The 18979-nt window shown below is 58.8% G+C and carries 17 protein-coding genes and 1 tRNA gene; 4 read left to right on the top strand and 14 right to left on the bottom strand.

The annotated features are described in order from the left end of the window. Positions 1 to 42: 42 nt before the first annotated feature. Both ykgO and GOB81_RS05965 read right to left on the bottom strand, forming a co-directional pair. The gene (gene ykgO, locus GOB81_RS05970; RefSeq protein WP_003625637.1) at positions 43 to 168 is read right to left on the bottom strand and encodes a type B 50S ribosomal protein L36; all 126 of its coding nucleotides are present in this window, start codon (positions 166 to 168) and stop codon (positions 43 to 45) included. A 129-nt stretch (positions 169 to 297) separates the two neighbouring features. Further along, complete coding sequence (locus GOB81_RS05965) at positions 298 to 1254, bottom strand: hydrogen peroxide-inducible genes activator (protein WP_173569451.1); 957 nt, start codon at positions 1252 to 1254, stop codon at positions 298 to 300. Between the two features lie 149 nt (positions 1255 to 1403). Between GOB81_RS05965 and GOB81_RS05960 the strand changes: the two genes are divergently transcribed. Beyond that, positions 1404 to 1946, top strand: coding sequence for a peroxiredoxin (locus GOB81_RS05960; RefSeq protein ID WP_173569450.1), 543 nt, complete (start codon positions 1404 to 1406; stop codon positions 1944 to 1946). A gap of 82 nt (positions 1947 to 2028) precedes the next feature. Then, the gene (locus GOB81_RS05955; RefSeq protein WP_173569449.1) at positions 2029 to 2556 is read left to right on the top strand and encodes a carboxymuconolactone decarboxylase family protein; all 528 of its coding nucleotides are present in this window, start codon (positions 2029 to 2031) and stop codon (positions 2554 to 2556) included. Positions 2557 to 2562: 6 nt separating this feature from the next. Here the strand turns inward: GOB81_RS05955 and GOB81_RS05950 are convergent, their stop codons facing one another. Continuing rightward, positions 2563 to 3378 carry a retroviral-like aspartic protease family protein gene (locus GOB81_RS05950; protein ID WP_242010080.1) on the bottom strand — a complete coding sequence of 272 codons (816 nt, stop codon included), beginning with the start codon at positions 3376 to 3378 and terminating at the stop codon, positions 2563 to 2565. Between GOB81_RS05950 and GOB81_RS05945 the strand changes: the two genes are divergently transcribed. Together GOB81_RS05945 and GOB81_RS05940 are read left to right on the top strand one after the other, a co-directional pair. Next, positions 3377 to 3898 (top strand): hypothetical protein, encoded by a 522-nt coding sequence (locus tag GOB81_RS05945; RefSeq protein ID WP_173569447.1) that lies wholly within the window; start codon positions 3377 to 3379, stop codon positions 3896 to 3898. The two genes, GOB81_RS05950 and GOB81_RS05945, sit on opposite strands and share 2 nt — an antisense overlap. Then, positions 3889 to 3965, top strand: a tRNA-Asp gene (locus GOB81_RS05940). The genes GOB81_RS05945 and GOB81_RS05940 overlap by 10 nt, the downstream gene beginning before the upstream one ends. Before the next feature lie 164 nt (positions 3966 to 4129). Here GOB81_RS05940 and GOB81_RS05935 read toward each other — a convergent pair. The 11 genes from GOB81_RS05935 to GOB81_RS17655 form a co-directional block, all read right to left on the bottom strand. Then, positions 4130 to 5593 (bottom strand): vWA domain-containing protein, encoded by a 1464-nt coding sequence (locus GOB81_RS05935; protein WP_173569446.1) that lies wholly within the window; start codon positions 5591 to 5593, stop codon positions 4130 to 4132. Between the two features lie 223 nt (positions 5594 to 5816). After that, positions 5817 to 7142, bottom strand: coding sequence for a GTPase HflX (gene hflX, locus GOB81_RS05930; RefSeq protein WP_173569445.1), 1326 nt, complete (start codon positions 7140 to 7142; stop codon positions 5817 to 5819). Further along, entirely contained in the window at positions 7123 to 7446 is a 324-nt protein-coding gene (gene hfq / locus GOB81_RS17960) for an RNA chaperone Hfq (RefSeq protein WP_173569444.1), read from the bottom strand. Before hfq ends, hflX begins: the two co-directional genes overlap by 20 nt. A 245-nt stretch (positions 7447 to 7691) precedes the next feature. Beyond that, positions 7692 to 9080, bottom strand: coding sequence for a nitrogen assimilation response regulator NtrX (gene ntrX / locus GOB81_RS05920; RefSeq protein WP_173569443.1), 1389 nt, complete (start codon positions 9078 to 9080; stop codon positions 7692 to 7694). After that, positions 9070 to 11343 carry a sensor histidine kinase NtrY-like gene (locus GOB81_RS05915; RefSeq protein ID WP_173569442.1) on the bottom strand — a complete coding sequence of 758 codons (2274 nt, stop codon included), beginning with the start codon at positions 11341 to 11343 and terminating at the stop codon, positions 9070 to 9072. Before GOB81_RS05915 ends, ntrX begins: the two co-directional genes overlap by 11 nt. A 6-nt stretch (positions 11344 to 11349) precedes the next feature. Next, positions 11350 to 12822, bottom strand: coding sequence for a nitrogen regulation protein NR(I) (ntrC, locus tag GOB81_RS05910; protein ID WP_173569535.1), 1473 nt, complete (start codon positions 12820 to 12822; stop codon positions 11350 to 11352). Between the two features lie 82 nt (positions 12823 to 12904). Beyond that, complete coding sequence (locus tag GOB81_RS05905) at positions 12905 to 14053, bottom strand: two-component system sensor histidine kinase NtrB (RefSeq protein ID WP_173569441.1); 1149 nt, start codon at positions 14051 to 14053, stop codon at positions 12905 to 12907. Further along, positions 14050 to 15156, bottom strand: a complete 1107-nt coding sequence (dusB, locus tag GOB81_RS05900) for a tRNA dihydrouridine synthase DusB (protein WP_242010079.1) — start codon at positions 15154 to 15156, stop codon at positions 14050 to 14052. Before dusB ends, GOB81_RS05905 begins: the two co-directional genes overlap by 4 nt. 57 nt (positions 15157 to 15213) lie before the next feature. Then, positions 15214 to 17814 (bottom strand): cation:proton antiporter, encoded by a 2601-nt coding sequence (locus GOB81_RS05895; protein WP_173569440.1) that lies wholly within the window; start codon positions 17812 to 17814, stop codon positions 15214 to 15216. A 208-nt stretch (positions 17815 to 18022) separates the two neighbouring features. After that, positions 18023 to 18328 (bottom strand): hypothetical protein, encoded by a 306-nt coding sequence (locus tag GOB81_RS05890; RefSeq protein WP_173569439.1) that lies wholly within the window; start codon positions 18326 to 18328, stop codon positions 18023 to 18025. A 252-nt stretch (positions 18329 to 18580) separates the two neighbouring features. Continuing rightward, the gene (locus tag GOB81_RS17655; protein WP_242010078.1) at positions 18581 to 18862 is read right to left on the bottom strand and encodes an entericidin A/B family lipoprotein; all 282 of its coding nucleotides are present in this window, start codon (positions 18860 to 18862) and stop codon (positions 18581 to 18583) included. Positions 18863 to 18979 lie beyond the last annotated feature (117 nt).

The following is an 18979-nucleotide window of genomic DNA, read 5'->3' as shown; positions in this document are numbered from 1 at the left end:
GACGGGTTTCCCTGTGCATGATAGGTAGGTCGATCGAACCGATCAGCCCTGACGTGCCTTCATGCGCGGGTTCTTCTTGTTGATGACGTAGACGCGACCGCGACGACGCACAACGCGGCAATCCTTGTCGCGGACCTTTGCCGACTTGAGGCTGTTTCTGATCTTCATAGCTCGTCTCTTCTATTCGTCTGCGGTGATATGCCCGCAAGAAAAAGTTGCCGGGACATACGCAGACAGAGCGGGAAAGTCAACGCAAAGAGCGGAATTCTCTGCATTTGACGGTGATTTTGTGCGGATTCAGACCTCCACGGGATCTTCACGTAACGCAGCCTCAGCTTCGGCGGGCGCGAGTTTCTTCAAGGTATGGGCAAGCGCCCGAAAATCCTCGGTGCGGGGCGATCTCATGCGCCAGCCTAGCCCTATGGTGCGCCATGCCGGTCCACCCGTCACCGGGCGCGTGATGACCCCGGTGCCCTCCAGAATTCCCGAATCCACCGCCAGACCCGGCAGGAGCCCGATTCCGAGCCCCTCCCCGACCATCCTCACCAGTGTATGGAGCGAGGAAGCCGTGTGAGCCGATTCAAGCTCACTGCCGCCCCAGTCACGCCCCTGCCGACAGACAGCCACTGTCTGCTCTCTCAGGCAGTGACCATCCTCCAGCAGGACCATCGGCTCCTCCGTCAGTCTCTCCAGAGGCACGCTGGGAAGCTTCGCCAGTGCATCGGATTTCGGAACAGCAAGAACAAACGGGTCGCGCCACAGGGGAACGGTTTCCAGCCCCTCGCAAATGCAGGGCATGGCGAGAAGGATGACGTCGAGCCGCCCGGTCGTCAGTTTCTCCAGCAGTCTTTCAGTCATGTCCTCGGTAATGATGAGGCGGATCTGGGGAAACCATTCCCTGATCAGCGGAATCAGGCGAGGCAGAATGAAAGGGCCTATGGTCGGGATCACCCCGAGACGCATGGGTCCGGTCATTGGCTCGCGAGAAGCTTGGGCAACGTGTGAAATGGCTTCCAACGCTTCCAGAGCCACGCGCGCACGGCGTATCACCTCTTCCCCCAGAAGCGTGAAAACCACCCGTTTGCCCACTTCGCGATCCAGAAGGCTGACATCAAGCTGCCGTTCCAGTGCGAGTATTCCGGCGGACAGGGTCGATTGTGTCACTGCGCAGGCCGAGGCGGCACGCCCGAAATGCCGCCATTCCGCCAGCGCGAGAAGATAGCGCAGCTGCTGTGGGGAAGGCAGAATCACCATGATGGATGATCTCCGAACAATCGATTTTATCAATCACATGATGATAAATTATTCATTGGCATGATTACCACGGCATGGCCATACATACGTCCAGCGATGCGCTCTTCCGGCGCACCGCAGGTTACCGAAGACATGCAAGGAGCATTCCGATGCTGACCGTTGGCGACAAGTTTCCCAGCTTTGATCTGACCGCCGTTCCTGGTGGTCCGGAAGGTCTGAACGGCAATTTCGTTCAGATTTCCAATACTTCCGATGCCGGCAAGTGGAAGGTTGTCTTCTTCTGGCCGAAAGACTTCACCTTCGTCTGTCCGACCGAAATCGTTGCATTCGGCAAGCTCGCAAAAGACTTCGCCGATCGTGACGCCGTCGTTTATGGCGCTTCGATCGACAGCGAGTTCGTTCACCTGAACTGGCGTCTGCACCACGACGATCTCAAGAAGCTTGAGATCCCGATGCTGGCCGACATCAAGCGCGAGCTGTCCGAAGCCCTTGGCATCATCGCGGCCGGTCCGGGCGTCGATCTGCGCGCCACCTTTGTTGTCGATCCGCACGGCATCATCCGTCACGTGTCGGTCAACGACCTGTCCGTCGGCCGTAACCCGCAGGAAGTCCTGCGCGTTCTCGACGGTCTCCAGAGCGACGAGCTGTGCCCGTGCAACTGGAAGAAAGGCGATGACTTCCTGAAAGTCTGAGCCCTTCACTGATCAGGAGGGCGGCAACCGCGTTACGCGCGGTGTCGTCCTCCTCTCTCCCCATCAAGAGAAAGCCCACATCATGTCAATCGATGCCCTGAAGGAGCGCCTCCCGGATTACGCGAAAGATCTGCGTCTCAATCTGAGCAGCCTTGCGTCCGACATCACGCTGAACGAGCACCAGATTGCCGGCACCTTCATTGCTTCAGCCGTCGCTTCCCGGAACGAAGAAGTGACGAAAGCCATCATCGACGAATTCGGTGCGAAGCTGGAACCGGCTGCCCTGAACGCCGCCAAGGCCGCAGCCGCCATCATGGGCATGAACAATATCTATTATCGTTTCACCCACATGATGGGTGGTGATTACACGCAGATGCCCGCCAAGCTGCGCATGAGCATCATCGCTCGTCCCGGCGTGGAAAAAGTCGATTTCGAACTGTGGTCACTGGCCGTTTCCGCCATCAATGGCTGTGAGATGTGTGTGCAAAGCCATGAGCATGCCGTGCGGGAAAATGGTATGTCGAGTGAGCAGGTTCAGACTGCCGTTCGTATCGCCGCAACGGTGCATGGAATTGCCGTCGTACTGGACGCCGAACCGCCGACTGTCTGAGGTCTTTCATTGAGCCGCAGACCGAACCGCATGGTGCGCCGGTGAAGCCGCCGATATGGCGCTTCCAGCCACCACGGCTTGCGGCGATCCGTTCTCCTGAAATAACAAGACCGTCTGATCGCGATAAGAGACCCACACCGGTCTGCGCCAGAGGAAATCAGCGCCCAGCAATGCGTAGGATGTCTCCAGCGGCGCGACGATAAGCTCGTCATTCAGGTAGACGTCCGCGCCGATCTGAAGGCTGGCGAACCGGTGTCGCCAGGCATCCAGATGAACGCCGTCCACTCCGGTGCTGCCAAGATTTTCGTCCTGTGCGAGCATACTCCGGCGCACCCCGGCTTCCCTCGCCTGCTCTACAAGAACCGTGGTTCTGTTGGAGCCGCTGTCGAGCATCAGGTCGATTGCTTTCCCGTTCAGCTTTGCCGGCAAGGTAACTCTCACGGGATAGTTTTCAGCGAACGGAATACGTTCGAAGGGCTCTTTCCAGCCCAGACTGCCCGCTGAGCAGCCTTTCAAACGAAAAAGCGTGATCTCGCGCGCCGGCAGATCGAACAGCACATCATAACCACTGAGAAAATCAGCGCCGAACAGACCTGCAAGCGGCATGCCTGCCATCATGACCGGTGGAAGATCCGCTTCGACAAAGATCACATTTGAAGCGACAGCACCTTCAAGTTCCAGTGTATCAGCCGTAATGACAGGCGTCTGAACAAAGCCCCCAACGCCTTTCATCCTTACTGTTGCGCTCGTGGCCTCCAGACCGAACTCTTTCACGGCTGCTGGCGTTACCAGGGAGTTTTCCGCTCCGGTATCGACCAACATGACGGCAGGCTTCCCGTTAAGCATGATCCTGATGAGAGGTGATCCGCTCTCATTCAGCACAGGCAATGGTCCAATGCGGCTGATGTCGCATGAATGCGGTCCAGTGGCGCAGGCAGACAAAGCCAGCAGCCCGAGAAGGCATCCCAGCGCCCTCAAGGCATTACTGGGCACCCCGGTCTGGCGAAACGCATGTCCCCCCGCCCCGTGCATTTCAATCCTCGCTCTGATTTCTTATGGCCTCATGCCACACTTTATTCCTCTGCCTGAAAACACGTTGCCCTTCGCCCTCGCCTGCCGAAAAAAAATCCCCGGCGATGCGCTGAATTTCTATTTCTTAGATGGGCTGGTAATTTTTCGGGGTTCAGGAATCGCGATTTTCGGCTGTTTCTTCTTCTGGAAGTCACTGAAAATGCAGGAAATGACATTTTTTTCGGAAAGTGGAGTTGCAAGTCCTGAAAACGCGGCTATAAGACCGCCAACGACAACGCGAAATGCGGTGCCGCTGAAAAAGCGGGTGTAGCTCAGTTGGTTAGAGCGCCGGCCTGTCACGCCGGAGGTCGCGGGTTCGAGCCCCGTCACTCGCGCCATTCTCTCGATTTCCACGAGAAATGGCGCAATATCTTCCCCAATTATCAAAATCAAATCTCTTCGGAATACATAATTCCCTAGGTCTTTTGGTGCCTTATCGGTCGGCTATCCGCATTACGCGAAGGGCTCTCCGCTTCTCAATAATGTAAAGCATGGAACGCTCTTACTGAACGAGCGAAACACCCGCGACATTTTCACCGATTTTCGCAAATGTCTCCTCCAATGAATTAGCATCCGGAGAGATGAAGAACGTGCTGGAAGAAGTAGCGCACGCTTCCATGAGATTTTGAGTCGTCGTGTCTATCGATGAATGATTATAAAGAAGAACATATATCGTTATTCCTTCCTGCTTAATATTAGTGCAGACCTGACTTGTAATCGTATTCAGTTTTTCTTCAGCCCCACTGGCCGTTGTGGCACCGGTCAGGCTTTGACTCAGCCGCCCGTAAGCCGTGACATCTCCATCTCCGTTGGCATCGGGATAAAGCGTGGAACTGGTATCCCAGGAATTCGTCCCGTCCGTCATCAGCACGATGATTTTCTGCGTTCCGGACGTGCGAGGCAACGTGTCATCGCCCCACAATCCCTGCCATTTCGAACTGATGGTCAGCCAGCCCGCCTGAAGGCCGGCATTGATGGTTGTTCCCCCTCGCCAGACCATACGCATCGCTGCAACCGCATCGAGGAGCGTATCGCGATCTGATGTTTCCGCCACGATAGGCTGGTAAGGACACCCCAGATTAGGGCCTGTGGCATTCCACCCTGCCGGGCTGGGCGGATTGGACATATCGCTGACCTCCGCATAGGCGTAGCCCTCAGTGATGTTGTTGGCAGAGCCCGTTGCCCAACTGTTATCGCCCGGTTTCAATTTCGTCGTGGACGTGTTCACAAAAGTCAGCGAACTCCCACCATTGGCATATTGCCAGCCATACAAAGCATATTTTGGATAGGTAGACGGATACAGGAAAGCCGTGAAGGGCGCTTCCGAAGGTGTGGCGTCGTCCTGATCATGACCATTGGCGGCACGCGCCATCATACATCCTGACCACGAACCGGGTGCATAAGCACTGGAATTATAACCCGTCAGCCAGTCCGTATGTTGAGGCCCGAAATTAACTTCGGCTCCAAAAGGAACAATGGAGATCCAGCTTTGTATTGTCTGCCCATCCGGCAGTACGTCATTGATAAGATCCGTGGCTCCTGCACGAGCAGCCTCCATGCCGCTCTGGAGAAGTGAAGCTGTATTGTCGATGACAATCGCCAGTTCGATACCAGCCGTTGACGCGACTGCCGTGGCCGATGCTCTGACCGTGACAGCAAAAGATCCTGTGAAAGGCAAAAGATTGACGGTGGCAGAGGCGGTCAGGCTGACATTTTTTCCATCAATGCTCAGACTTTCAATAGTGGCCTGACTGCCTACAGGGCCAGCACCTCCGCTTTCGCCATTGCGGGCAAAATTACTCCAGAAGATGGTTCTGGCCATATTGTCTTTTGCTGAAGTATCGGCTGTTTTGGCGGATGCCAGCACGGCTGCATCCACGGCTCCCTGAAGATTACTTTTTACGACATTGGCTTCTTCGATACTGGCAGCCGCGGCCGCAGCCGTCAGCAGCACGCCCAATGCCACGGCTCCCATCAGTGAAACGGAGGCCGTTCCGTCACTAACAAAATGGGAAGGCGTTTTTTTCTCTTCGCTGTCATCTCGCCAGCGAGCTCCTGTCAGAAGAGCGTGGCTTTTCCTTAGGAGGGCCAAGAGACGCGACATTAATTACCGGGCTTTCATAAATCTCATAAGCCCAGCTAATAATTTATAGTTGTTAACACAATCCAAACATGAGGAAGCTCCTCGCTCAGGAGCGGGCTGCTTCCTCGCCGATGTCAGTCGCGAACAGACTTTCGAACCGGGCGCGATCCTCTCCCCTCAGACGGGCTGTGAGAAGGATCTGCATGTCCTGATCTTCACGATCGGTCACTTCACCATGCTGGTACAGCCATGCCACCGCGCCACCCGCCTGCACAGGCAGCGTGTACTGCACAGTTTCCATGGAATGGATCATGTGAGCGTCTATGACCGCCATCAGAGCGGGAAGCCCGTCTCCGGTAATCGCGGAAATCGGCACCGCATCCCCACGATGAGGTACATCCTCGGGTCCACCCAGCAGATCAGCCTTGTTCAGGACTTCAATGATACGGGAGCGCCAGTCTGGCTCCAGCATGTCATCCCGCTCCATGCCGGACAGCACGGAGAGCACATCCGCCTTCTGGGCATCGGTGTCAGGATGAGCGATGTCACGTACATGCAGGATGATGTCCGCCTCGGCGACTTCTTCCAGCGTGGCACGGAACGCAGCGATCAGTTCAGTGGGCAGATCGCTGATAAACCCCACAGTGTCGGACAGAATGACCCGTCGGCCGGAAGGAAGCTGTATGGCGCGCATCGTCGGATCGAGCGTGGCGAAAAGCTGATCCTGAGCATAGACGGCTGCACCGGTCAGTGCGTTGAACAGGGTCGATTTACCCGCATTGGTGTAGCCGACGAGGGCGACAACAGGGAACGGAACGCGCTTGCGGGCGCTCCGATGCAGCCCGCGTGTACGTCTCACCTGCTCAAGTTCGCGCTTGAGACGCACGATCCGGTCGCCGATGATCCGACGATCCGCCTCGATCTGCGTTTCACCCGGTCCTCCGAGAAAGCCGAAGCCTCCCCGCTGACGTTCGAGATGAGTCCACAGGCGCACCAGCCGTGACCGCTGATATTCGAGATGTGCCAGTTCGACCTGAAGTGAGCCTTCTCGCGTGGCAGCGCGGGCACCGAAAATATCGAGGATCAGTCCGGTCCGGTCGATGACCTTGCAGCCGAGGGCTTTTTCAAGATTGCGCTGCTGTCCAGGCGATAACTTCGAGTCAATGACGACAACCTTGACCTGCTCTTCAGCCACGGCTTCCCGCAGGGACTCCACCTGACCGGACCCGAGCAGCGTGGCCGGGCGGCGGGCGCGCAGGAGCAGAACGGCCTTCAGAACGACGACAAGCCCGATTGAGGACGTCAGCCCGACAGCTTCTTCCAGCCGAGCCTCGGCAGCGCGGACATCCTGATCGCGTTCCGGTTTTTCCCAGGGAAGAATGACAGCGGCGCGCGTCGCCGGAACGGCTGTTTCAGTAGATGTCGTCGCCAAGGGTTTCGTCACTCTCCACTAGAGGGACGGAGGCTCGCTCCCCCGTCTCGGCATTGATGGATGCTGTACCCGCCCCGGTCTCAATGATATTCACCGGCACAAGAGGCATGACCGTGCTGATGGCATGCTTGTAAACCAACTGCGTATGACCGTCCCTCCGCAGGAGGATGACGTTGTCATCGAACCAGGTGATGACACCCTGCAGTTTCACACCATTGACGAGAAAGATCGTTACCGGAGCCTTTCCACGCCTGACATGGCCGAGAAAGACGTCCTGGACGTTCTGGGGCGGTGTCTTTGCCACGATCGGTGTCCTGTTTCTTCTTTGTTCTTTTTTGCCCGACATTAATCGAAGCTTATCACCGACCAATACGCTTACCAGCGTAAAGCTTAAAGACCGGCACCGCGTTTAAATGATTTAGTTTAATACTAAACATGCCGCAATCGCGGGAAAATGAGATGCCCTCTTCCCGCCTGCCTGTCCAGTCTTTTGAACAGGCCCGCATAATCCGGAATACCCGCCAACTATGAACAGGAAGGCGCTCCGGCTCATGCCCCGGCGCGGTCTTCCGCTGTCACGCCCAGTTGCTTGAGTTTACGATGAAGGGCGCTTCGCTCCATCCCGACGAATCCGGCGGTGCGGCTGATATTGCCGCCGAAACGAAGCAGTTGGGCCTGAAGATACTGGGTCTCGAACAGATCCCGCGCCTCCCTCAGAGGCAAACTCATGACATCCGCGTTCGAATCGAACTTCAGCAGCGCGGGTGCGCCTTCGCTGATGGAGGATGGCAACATGTCGGCCCGGATTGGCTCACTGGCGTTCCCCGGCCGCATGATCAGCAGGCGCTCCATAAGATTACGGAGTTCACGCGCATTGCCGGGCCAGTCATAAGCCTGCAATGCCGCCATCGCATCGACGCTCAGTTCGGGAACCGGTAGCCCTGCCGTCTCGGCGGCCCGGCGGAGAAACATTTTCGCAAGTTCGGGAATATCCTCGCGCCGCTCTCTCAGGCTCGGAATCCGCACAGGCACCACTGCGAGCCGGTAATACAGGTCCTCGCGGAAACGTCCGTTACCAATTTCCGCCTGCAGATCCCGATTGGTCGTGGAAATGACACGCACATCCACCTTGATCCGTGTCGATCCGCCGATCCGCTCGAAACTCTGATCCTGAAGCGCACGGACGATCTTGCCCTGCGTTTCAATCGGCATGTCGGAGACTTCATCGAGCAGCAGCGTGCCCCCGTGAGCCCGCTCCAGCACCCCAATTCTACGGGGAATGCCTTCTATGCCTTCAAGGCCAAACAACTCTTCCTCGAAACGGCTTGGAGCCAGAGTCGCACAGTTGAGGGCAATAAAGGGACCATCGACACGCCGGGAGCGTGCATGGATCATGCGGGCGGCAACTTCCTTGCCGCTACCGGGCGCGCCGGTGATGAGCACCCGCGAACCGGTCGGCGCAACGCGCTCGATCTGGGAACGAACCGCTGAAATAGCAGCGCTCTCGCCGAACAGGGTGCTTTCAGGCCCCGCGCGCAAACGCAGTTCCGCGTTCTCCCGCTCCAGCCGAGAGGATTCAAGCGCACGCCGGACAATGACCAGCAGCCGGTCGGACTGAAAAGGTTTTTCGATAAAATCGTAGGCACCGTGCTGAAGCGCCGCGACCGCCGTTTCAATGGTGCCGTGGCCCGAGATCATCACCACCGGCACGCTCGGATCTTCGGCCTGGATGGTCTTGAGGATTTCAAGCCCATCCAGCTTCGAGCCCTGAAGCCAGATATCCTGAATGACGAGCGAGGGACGACGTGCCCTGAAGGCCGCCAGCGCAGAGTCCGAATCACCTGCAACGCGTGTCTCGTATCCTTCATCGTGAAGAATACCCTCGATCAGCATGCGGATATCCGGTTCGTCGTCGACGATCAGGATTTCATACGCCATGGTTCTCTTTCTGTGTTCCAGCCTTGAGCGGCAAAATCAGGGTTGCCTCAGTACCTTCCGCACCCGGACGGTCTCTGAGTTCAATGGTCCCTTCATGGTCTTCCATGATTTTCTTGACAATGGCCAGCCCCAGCCCGGTTCCTTTGGACTTGTGTGTAACATAGGGCTCGGTCAGCCGATCCCGGTCTACATGAGGCAAGCCGATTCCATCGTCGGTGACGACGATCTGCACCTTGTCATCGTGCTCTTTCACCTCAAGCCGGATCATCCCGATGAAATTCTCCGATGCGCTCCCGGCTTCGTCACCCGGCCTGCTTCCCGCTTCGCGGCCCGTCATGGCGATGGCATCCGCAGCATTCTGAAGCAGATTGGTCAGGGTCTGTCCAATCTGGCGCCGGTCGCACGACAACATCGGGCCGCCCCCCGCAGGCAAACGTACGTCATACCGAATTTCCGGATGGGCACCCTGCTGGAGGATCAAGGCATCCCGCACAATTGCAGAAAGATTCTCGGGTGCCATGCGTGGTTGCGGCATGCGGGCAAACGCCGAGAACTCATCGACCATCCTGCCGATATCGCCCACCTGCCGGACGATCGTGTCCGCGCATTGCTGGAATGTCTCGGGATCCGAGGTGATTTCGCGCAGAAAACGCCGTTTCAGCCGTTCGGCGGCAAGCTGGATCGGCGTCAGCGGATTCTTGATCTCGTGGGCTATGCGGCGCGCGACATCCGCCCATGCCGCCTTGCGCTGGGCCGACTGCAACGCGGTTATATCGTCAAAGGTGACGACATAACCTGCCACCATCGCATTGCGCATCTCGACCGCCGCACGGACGAACAACATGCGCCGACTGCCCGGCACGCCAAGCTGAACTTCCTGTGTCTGGACGCGCCCATCCCCGGACTGGAGCGCCTTCAGCACGGGTTCGAATTCCGGCACGACCGCTCCCAGCGGCTCACCCACGCATTGCGTCAGGTCCTTGTCGAGCAGTTCGCAAGCCGCACGATTGGGCAGTTCAATCCGCGCGAGACCATCCAGCCCGATGACACCTGCTGAAACCCCTGAAAGCACGGCTTCGGTAAAACGACGACGCTCGTTGATCTGCTCATAAGCGTCCATCAACTGCGTGCGCTGGCTCGACAGCTCGTCCGTCATGAGATTGAACGCGTGGGAAAGACTGCGGATCTCATCATCCCGTCCGTCCTCCGGCACACGCACGGAGAGATCACCCTCGCTGACCCTGTGTGAAGCCTCCATCAGACGTCCAAGCGGCCGGGCGATCTGCCGGGCCAAAGCCAGTCCCATCAGGGCGGCCGCGAGCATGACAAGCAGTGCCACCAGCGCAAAGATGATCACGAAGGTGACCTGAATCTTCATGCGGTTGTGATCGAGCCGCCTGTAGTCCGACACGACCTTCTCGGTCTTGCGCATATGGCCAAGGATTTCGGGATCGACCGGCCGCGTGATGACCAGCATCATCTCCGGCGTCTCGCCCAGCGTCACGACGGCCCGGACAACTTTCTCATCGGGGCTGTCATAAATGGCCACGTCATTCGTACGCGCCATCATCGTCGCGGCAGGCGGTGGCAAGGGCTGATCGTAGCCGGACCGGCTCAGCAGGCCACCCGCAGCGATGATCTTGCTGGTGATCGGGTCATAGACCACGGCTTCGGTCAGACCACGGATGGTCGCCTGACTGTCGAGAATCTGGCCCAGAGCTTCCGGATCGTGCAGCACGTCGGTGCCGTTGACCTGAAGCTCGTTCTCGGCGCTGACCAGATAGTTGGCGAGAGAAAATGCTTCCGTCCGGATATTGGCGTTATGCTCGCTGAGATAGCCGCTGGAGGCTTCAAGCGCCTCACTAAGCGCGGTGTTCACACGATCCGAGAACCAGATCTGGATTCCGTAATCGAAGAACAGCGTCGCAAAAACGCCCACAACGATGGTCGGCGCCACCGCAACCAGACCGAACAGGGCGACCAGCCGGACATGCAGCCGCGCACCCGCGCCACCCGCAAGCTGACGCTCCTGGGTCAGCCTGCGTATCCACAGCACGCTCACGACAGCCAGCAGCAGAAGGGTGGCCCCTCCCAGAATAAAGACGGCGTTCTGCACCAGCGGATGATGTGCCAGAATCGTCCCGCCCGAGAGGACGACGAACATCGCGAAAACCAGCAGAAGGGCCAGCGCCACAAGTGTGAAAGAGACGCTGCGCATTTCCAGCGCGCGCCGCATGATATTGCCGTTGCCGCTCTGAGACATACTCTCTCAGCCCGCTTCCTGGCCCGATGAGCCCTTTGTCACGGAAATCTCGAGATCACGGATACGCTTGCGCAACGTATTGCGGTTGACGCCCAGCATCGCGGCCGCCCGGATCTGATTGCCACGGGTCGCATCGAGAGTCAGGCGAATCAGTGGCCGCTCCACCTCCGCGATAACCCGCTCATGCAGGGCCGTCGGCGGGACACCGCTTTCCTCGGCGGCGGCAAAGAATTTACGCAGGTGGCGCTCCACCACCACCGAAAAAGCCTCGTCTTCCTCGACGGACGCAGTCCCTGTCGTCGGGGCCTGCCGGGCTGCTTCGGCGAGTTCCGTCTCGATCACGGCACCACTGATGGTGTCATGTGAATACAGCACGGAAATGCGTCGCATCAGATTTTCCAGCTCGCGCACATTTCCCGGCCAGCGCCACGCCTGAAGGCGTTTCATGGCTTCATCGGTCAGGATCTTGGGTGGCTGCTGGGGTTCCGCGCACTGCTCGAGAAAATGCCGGGCAAGCAGCGGAATGTCTTCCACCCGTTCACGCAGCGGCGGAATACGGATCGGTACCACGTTCAGGCGATAGAACAGATCCTCGCGAAACGTTCCTTCGCGGATGGCCTGCTGGAGGTCGCGATGGGTGCACGCCACGATCCGCACATTGGAGCGGATGGCCTGCCGCCCGCCTGCCGTCGTGAACTCCCCTTCCTGCAACACGCGCAGCAGACGCGTCTGCGCTTCAAGGGACATGTCCCCCACTTCATCAAGGAAAAGGGTGCCGCCTGCGGCCTGCTCGAACCGCCCGGAGGAACGGATTCCGGCCATGCTGCCATTGGTCCGCTCCTGCCCGAACAGTTCCGCCTCGATCTGCTCGCGCGGAATGGCAGCCACATTGACAGCGACGAACGGGCCGGTGCGACGACGGCCATAATCATGCAGCGCCCGCGCCACCAGTTCCTTGCCTGTGCCGCTTTCGCCGGTGATCATCACCGTCAGGTCGGATGTGGTAAGGCGGGCAATCATCCGGTAGATGTCCTGCATCGCGCCAGACCGGCCCGTCAGCGGCATCTGCTCCTCGGCAGCAGCGTGAGCGGCAGGCACGGGCAACACTGAAACCGGCACGCTCAGAGCCCGCTCGACAACCGCCAGAAGCTCCGTCAGGTCGAAAGGTTTGGGGAGATATTCGAACGCCCCGCGCTGTGTGGCTTTCACGGCGGTGACCAGCGTTGACTGCGCGCTCATCACCAGCACCCGAAGATCGGGACGCGCCCTGCGGATACGCGGAATGAGATCGAGACCGTTCTCATCCGGCATCATCACGTCGGTAATGACGAGATCACCCTCGCCTTCCTCGACCCACTGCCAGAGAGCCGTCGCGCTTGCCGTCGTGCGGACCTGATAACCAGCGCGCCCCAGAGCCTGACTCAAAACTGTCCGGATGGAACGATCATCATCAGCGACTAGAATGGTCGGCAGCACCATAGGGGAGAAATACCACGCATGATCAATCCGGCTCGATAATGAACTGAATCCATTGGAAAACAAGAAAAATCCACTTCAGGGATCAGGGAACGGCACCCCCTTCTTCCACAACCACCGGAAGATGCAGCCTGATCTCGGTGCACCCCGGACGACTCTCGACCTCGATGACACCGTCATGATCATTGATGATCTTGCCCGCAAGCGCGAGACCAAGACCGGAGCCCGCCGTCTTGGTCGTCAGGAAAGGTTCGAACAGATGCGGACGGATGGCCTCGGCAAAGCCCGGCCCGCTGTCACGGACCGTCACCACGAGGGGCAGATGACGTCGACGTTCCGTGCCCGGCACGGCGAGACGTAATCCCTGCTTATAAGCGGTAATCAGCGTGATGGTGCCGGGTTCCCCCGTCCCCTGAATAGCCTCCGCAGCATTCTTGATGAGGTTCAGCAGAACCTGCACCAGCTCATCGCGGTTGCCCCATACCGGTGGAAGCGACGGATCGTATCGTTCCACGATGGGGATGCCTTTGGCGACCCCGTTTTCAGCCAGTGTGCGTACATGCTCCAGCACGCGGTGAATATTGACCGGACGACGCCCCTCCGGTTTTTCGCTGAACATCTCCATACGATCGACAAGAGCCCGGATCCGGTCAGCTTCATCACGGATCAGAACGGCAAGTTCCCGATCATTCACATTGACGGAGCCTTCGAGCAGCTGTGCCGCTCCCCTGATGCCGGACAGCGGATTCTTGATCTCGTGGGCAAGGATGGCCGCCATGCCGGAAACACTGCGGGCTGCCGATCGAAAAGCCAGCTGCCGGTCCAGCACCTTGGTGGAAGAACCATCCTGAATCAGAAGCAGAACCTGCCCCGGAAATTCAGCGATCGCCGATCCCTGAACCGTCACGCCATCATGATGGAAACGGGGAGAGCTGAGGTTAATGCCGTGTTCCGTAACGGTATTACCCGTTTGCCTCACCTGCTGGAGAAGCAGAAAGACAGGGTGGTCCGCCGCCGCTACGGCCTGAAGCGTTTCCCTTGTGAGCAACGTCCGCGAACGGGCGAAAAAACTTTCCGCTTCACTGTTCACGAACAGAATATCGTCGTGCGCGCCGATCAACAGCACAGGGGTCGGCAGCGTCTCGAGAAGCAAAGTGGAATCCGGCAGCCGTTCCTTCGCCCCACTGAGCGCGCGGCGCGGTCCTGACGGAGAAGCTTTGGGGGGGCGACTCATGCAGCGCGGCGCGTGTCGCCCTCACCTCCTGCCTCGCTGGCGGAACCGGCAGCTCCACGGGCCCGGGGAGCACGCGTCGCGCCAGCCTCGATCTGACGATCGTAAAACGCATTGATGGCGGCAATCACCTCGGACGCCGTGTCCATCCGATTGACCGCAGCGCGGAATCCGGCTGATTCCGGCAGGCCCGCAGAGTACCAGGAGACATGCTTGCGAGCGAGGCGAAGGCCCGGACGCTCACCGAAATGACGCAGCATCCCGTCATAATGTTCGAGGATGACAGAGCGCTCTGTTTCCAGATCAGGGTCTGCGGGTGTCTCGCCGGTAAGCAGGGCTGTCGCCACCTGCCCCAGAAACCAAGGACGACCGTAAGCGCCACGCCCGATCATCACGCCATCCGCACCGGAAAGCGCCAGCGCATCACGTGCATCTTCAACCGTGACGATATCGCCGTTCACGATGACCGGCAGTTTCACTGCCTCCTTGACCTGACGGATAAACGCCCAGTCGGCAGAGCCGTTATAGAACTGCTGACGCGTGCGCCCATGCACGGTGACCATGCGGATGCCGCACTCCTGCGCGATCCTTGCGAGGTTCGGAGCGTTGAGATGGTCATGATCCCATCCCATGCGCATCTTCAGTGTGACCGGCACGTCCACGGCGCGCACGGTCGCTTCCAGCAGTCGACCGGCAGCCAGTTCGTCACGCATGAGGGCGGAGCCTGCCATCTGGCCGACCGCCACTTTCTTCACGGGACAGCCGAAATTGATATCGATGATATTGGCGCCACGCCCGACGGCGATACGCGCGGCCTCACCCATCGCATCCGGATCGCAGCCTGCTAGCTGAACGGAATTCGGGCCCTCCGCATCGGCGACTTCCGCCATACGAAGGGTGGCCTCGTTTTCCCGGACCATCGCCCAGGAAGCAATCATCTCGGACACGACAAGCCCGGCACCGAAACGTCGCGCCAGCCTACGGAACGGCACATCCGTGACGCCCGCCATGGGCGCAAGAATAACGGGCGCGTTGAGAACAACGCCGCCAAGATTGATCGGCGCCAGAGCGTGAGCCTGCGCCTTGTTCATTTCTGCCGTGACCATGATTTTACCAGTCTAGCCGGGTGCGAACATCCTTTCAACAGAAGCCGCCTGCCCCTGCTAGTCTTTCATGACTGACACATATTCGGTTGCGGGTTGGGCCGGGGGGTCGCTTACCTCACCAGCGGTCGCCGCCATGGAAAGAGTGTTCGCGCCCCTTTCCGCGCGCCCTCTGAGCAGTTCCTCCAGATTACTGGCCACCACCGGATATTCTTCCAGCAAACGATGGAAGCGACTGGCCGGAATGGCGAGCATGTGACCGAACTGAACCGTGCGAACGGTGCCTGGCATCGGCCGGTTTTCAATCACCTCAAGACCACCGATCACATCACCGGCTCCAAAATGGATGTCCCTTTCGATGACATGCATTTCGGCCCGTCCCGCGCTGACAAAGAAGACGGTGTGGACCTTATGGCCGCGCTTCAGCAGCGTCTCTCCGATAGCGGGAAAACGCAGCGAGGCGCTCATCGACAGATCATGCAGCGCCGCAGCGGGCAGCCCCCTGAACACAGGGGCATTTTTCAGTCGTCCCTCGATATTATTGCGCAGATTGAAGGTCATGCGCCGATCGAGACGCATGCGGCGACGCTCGACCTCACGATGCAGTTCGCGGGAAAGCTCGTCGCTGATCAGGGATTCCGCATGGAGCGTATCCACTTCCTGCCCCTCCAGACGGAGGACGATCTGTCGGAAAATCCGCGTTTCCAGAGCCTCGGCATAACCAGGATAGTGCAACCGGAGAGCGGCCAGCGCCTCGTCCAGCATCTTGCGCTGGCGCGCCAGCGTTTCCGCCACGATCTCGCTCACGCGGGACCCCAGCATCGGCTCCATGCTCTCCCGAAGAAAACGTGACAGCGAAAGCGAGACGAGATGCCCGACCATCAGCATCTCGAAACGCTCGGCCATCGCATCCATCAGGAGCTTGTCATAATGCAGGTGACTGTGAAGGAACTGGCCCATCCGAAACTTCAGAGGGGGCCGCAGTCGCTTGCGGAGTGCGCGCACATAGCCGAACCGCCCTTCCAGACGGGCTCCGTCGACCATCGCATCGGCGGTCCGCAGCAGCGTCTCCATCACGCGACGGGAAAGTCCCTGAATACGGAACAGATCCAGCAGGATGGACCGCTCCTGATTGGCGATGGTGATGAGAGCAAGCGTCACCCGCTGGCGGTCACCAAGGTCGGTGTCGAACGTATTGGCCGACCGCTCCTCATGACTGCGAACTTCGAGGGAATCGATAACGGAGCGGGTCGCATCGGTGGAAAATCCGAGTTCATCTCCTGTTTCACGAGCCCGTTCCGCCACTTTCTCCAGAGCGATGCTCAGGACCTGATGCCTGAGCGCCTGATCCATGGGGGAAAGCTGATCGAGCTTGAGAAACAGCACGACTGACCGCAGGGTTGTGCCATTCAGCAGCAGGGTGATGAGCACGAAGCCCGTCGCAATGATGCCTATAAAGTGGGCTACAGGCGTGGAAACATTCGGGTTTTCGGTCACCGCGAGCGCCAGAGCCAGTGTGATCGCGCCGCGCAGACCGCCCCACACCATCGTCACCTTGAAAGGCGATGGTACAGGCGGAGCGAGGCGCGTCCATGCCAGAACGGGCAGGAGGCCAAACACGACCGTGGCCCGGGCCACCAGCCCCGCAACGCTTGCAATCACGATCAGGACGACATCCCAGCGGGTCATTCCGACCAGCAATCGGGGGATCAGCATGGAGGCGAGCACGAACACCAGCGAGCCAGCCCAGAACACAAGCTGCTGCCAGAGTTCGTTGAGAAAGCGCCAGGTCTGCGGACGGAAGGTCGAGGGGCCATAAACCGACATCGTCAGTCCGGCGGCGGCGGTGGCAACCACACCCGAGACGCCGATCACCTCATCGCAGAGAATATAGACGATGTAGGGCAACGCCACGGTCAGCGTCGTTTCCGCCGCGGGCGCATTCCCGAGCACCGTGATCATGTACAGCATCAGCCGGGCACCGATGATGCCGATCGCAATCGCGCCCGCGAAGGAGACAAGGAACGATATGGTGGCGCTGCCCACATGGATCGCCTGATGGGACGTTACGGAATCCAGCAGCACCGCGAAGATGGCGATGGCAGCGGCGTCATTCAGCAGCGCCTCGCCTTCCACCAGTCGCGTCAGGCGCGACGCGGCGCCGATATCACGGAAAATCCCCGCCACGGCGGATGGATCGGTGGTCGCCACGATCGAGCCAAGCAGCAGGCACACCACCAGCGGCATCTGCGCAAAGGGGAACAGCGCGAACCCGATGGTCGCCGTCGATACCACGACCGCGACCACGGCAAGCAGAAGCACCGTGGCCGCCTCATCCGCCAGACGACGGACATCGATTGCAAGTGCTCCCTGAAAAACCAGCACAGGAAGAAAGACGAGCAGGAACACTTCGCTGCTGACGGGAAAATCGAGGAACGTCTCGGCAACTCCGTTGAGCGCCGTGCCAGCCATACCGGGGATCTTGTCGGTATAGGTGCTCCGTATGACGAGATCGGCGCCACCACCGATCACGATGCCGACGAGCGCCAGCAGGACGGTTTCCGACACCTCAAGTCGGCGTGCGACTGGCTGAACGGCACTGACGACCACCAGCAGCAGTGCTATCGCCAGCAATACTGCCGCAAGGCCCGTCACTTCCATCGAACACCCCTTTCCCCGCCACCCTGAGGCGTACGTACCTGTTTTTGCGCGGTCAGCCCTTCGTTTCCCGGCTGACCGTCCTCATTGAGAACCATTTCAGGCAGTCTTGTGGCAAGATTTGATAATTTTTCGTAGATAATTCACAGCTCCACACGTGAAATAGGTCGTTTTCCGCTCCATCACTGCGAAAAATTCTTTTTATTCTCAGTCAATTCGGTCTTGGTGCAGGCAAAGACGTGCTGTTCGCCGGATAATAAAGCGATCCGTGATAAGCGCTGGCGGGTGCGGCCCGTAGTGTCGGGGAAGTCAGCGAGGGACGATGCGTCCCATCATCTTTCGGGGCGACCGAGGGGGTATTTTCCAGCCGAACCGGCTGCGCGGCAGGGACAGGCTGCCCCTTGTAATAAACCGGACCTTTATACGCCGCACCGAGCTGCGCTGCATTGAGCAGATCAATCCTGTCGTCGCCACTGGGGACCTGCGCAGCGGAAACATCCTGTTTTCCCGCGGACACGGTACTCCCTGCTCCTGCAGGCTCTGCGAAGAGAAGGCCGCACAGACAAATCAGACCCACACCTGCTGACGTTTTTCGCGCCATTCTCTTCTCGCGGCTCCCTGATGAAGCGATGACGACACTCCACCCTTAGAGGGCAACATATAGAGTACAGCGAATGCCCGGAAGATATCCTCCGGGCATTCTCTTTAAAAAACAGGCAGATCCCTCTCACCATTCCCGGCCATCAGAGAAGCCGGAATGACGAGGGCATCAATGGGTTGAGCTTCCTGTTGCATTGGTAATGCTCTGCTGCGTCGCCTCTGCTCCGCGCGATACATTATGCCCCACCGCGCTTACATCTTTTCCCGCTCCATGAACCGTGTTGCAGCCTGCAAGACTGAGAATCAAAACGCCCGCGCCTGTCATCCGAATAGCAAAAGAACGAAAGTTTTTTGGTTTTTCCATTGTCTTCAAGCCCTTGATAGATTGGTAAAAACCAAACGCCTTGTCCGAAAAAGAGTTTCGCCGGCGGCCAGAAAAACAAGGAGCCATTCTTTTGCCATCGGCTGCTTCTTTGATCGCAAGATCACTGGCAGGGACCCCGTGAGTGCGATAAAGAGACGAGACATTTCCTTTGCGGAAACGTTTCCGCCCGAATAATCAGTCTCC

Origin of the sequence: Acetobacter conturbans (genome assembly GCF_011516755.1) — a bacterium.
Taxonomy (GTDB): Bacteria; Pseudomonadota; Alphaproteobacteria; order Acetobacterales; family Acetobacteraceae; genus Acetobacter; species Acetobacter conturbans.
The sequence above is the reverse complement of the archived record's forward strand: the minus strand, read 5'-3'. Positions and strand labels throughout refer to the sequence as shown.

What these genes read in the sequence shown, in the direction of transcription:
- ykgO (WP_003625637.1), bottom strand. Translation starts at nt 168, where the DNA reads ATGAAGATCAGAAACAGCCTCAAGTCGGCAAAGGTCCGCGACAAGGAT.
- GOB81_RS05965 (WP_173569451.1), bottom strand. Translation starts at nt 1,254, where the DNA reads ATGGTGATTCTGCCTTCCCCACAGCAGCTGCGCTATCTTCTCGCGCTG.
- GOB81_RS05960 (WP_173569450.1), top strand. Translation starts at nt 1,404, where the DNA reads ATGCTGACCGTTGGCGACAAGTTTCCCAGCTTTGATCTGACCGCCGTT.
- GOB81_RS05955 (WP_173569449.1), top strand. Translation starts at nt 2,029, where the DNA reads ATGTCAATCGATGCCCTGAAGGAGCGCCTCCCGGATTACGCGAAAGAT.
- GOB81_RS05945 (WP_173569447.1), top strand. Translation starts at nt 3,377, where the DNA reads ATGACGGCAGGCTTCCCGTTAAGCATGATCCTGATGAGAGGTGATCCG.
- GOB81_RS05950 (WP_242010080.1), bottom strand. Translation starts at nt 3,378, where the DNA reads ATGTTGGTCGATACCGGAGCGGAAAACTCCCTGGTAACGCCAGCAGCC.
- ntrX (WP_173569443.1), bottom strand. Translation starts at nt 9,080, where the DNA reads ATGGCGTATGAAATCCTGATCGTCGACGACGAACCGGATATCCGCATG.
- GOB81_RS05915 (WP_173569442.1), bottom strand. Translation starts at nt 11,343, where the DNA reads ATGTCTCAGAGCGGCAACGGCAATATCATGCGGCGCGCGCTGGAAATG.
- ntrC (WP_173569535.1), bottom strand. Translation starts at nt 12,822, where the DNA reads ATGGTGCTGCCGACCATTCTAGTCGCTGATGATGATCGTTCCATCCGG.
- GOB81_RS05905 (WP_173569441.1), bottom strand. Translation starts at nt 14,053, where the DNA reads ATGAGTCGCCCCCCCAAAGCTTCTCCGTCAGGACCGCGCCGCGCGCTC.
- dusB (WP_242010079.1), bottom strand. Translation starts at nt 15,156, where the DNA reads ATGGTCACGGCAGAAATGAACAAGGCGCAGGCTCACGCTCTGGCGCCG.
- GOB81_RS05895 (WP_173569440.1), bottom strand. Translation starts at nt 17,814, where the DNA reads ATGGAAGTGACGGGCCTTGCGGCAGTATTGCTGGCGATAGCACTGCTG.
- GOB81_RS17655 (WP_242010078.1), bottom strand. Translation starts at nt 18,862, where the DNA reads ATGGCTCCTTGTTTTTCTGGCCGCCGGCGAAACTCTTTTTCGGACAAG.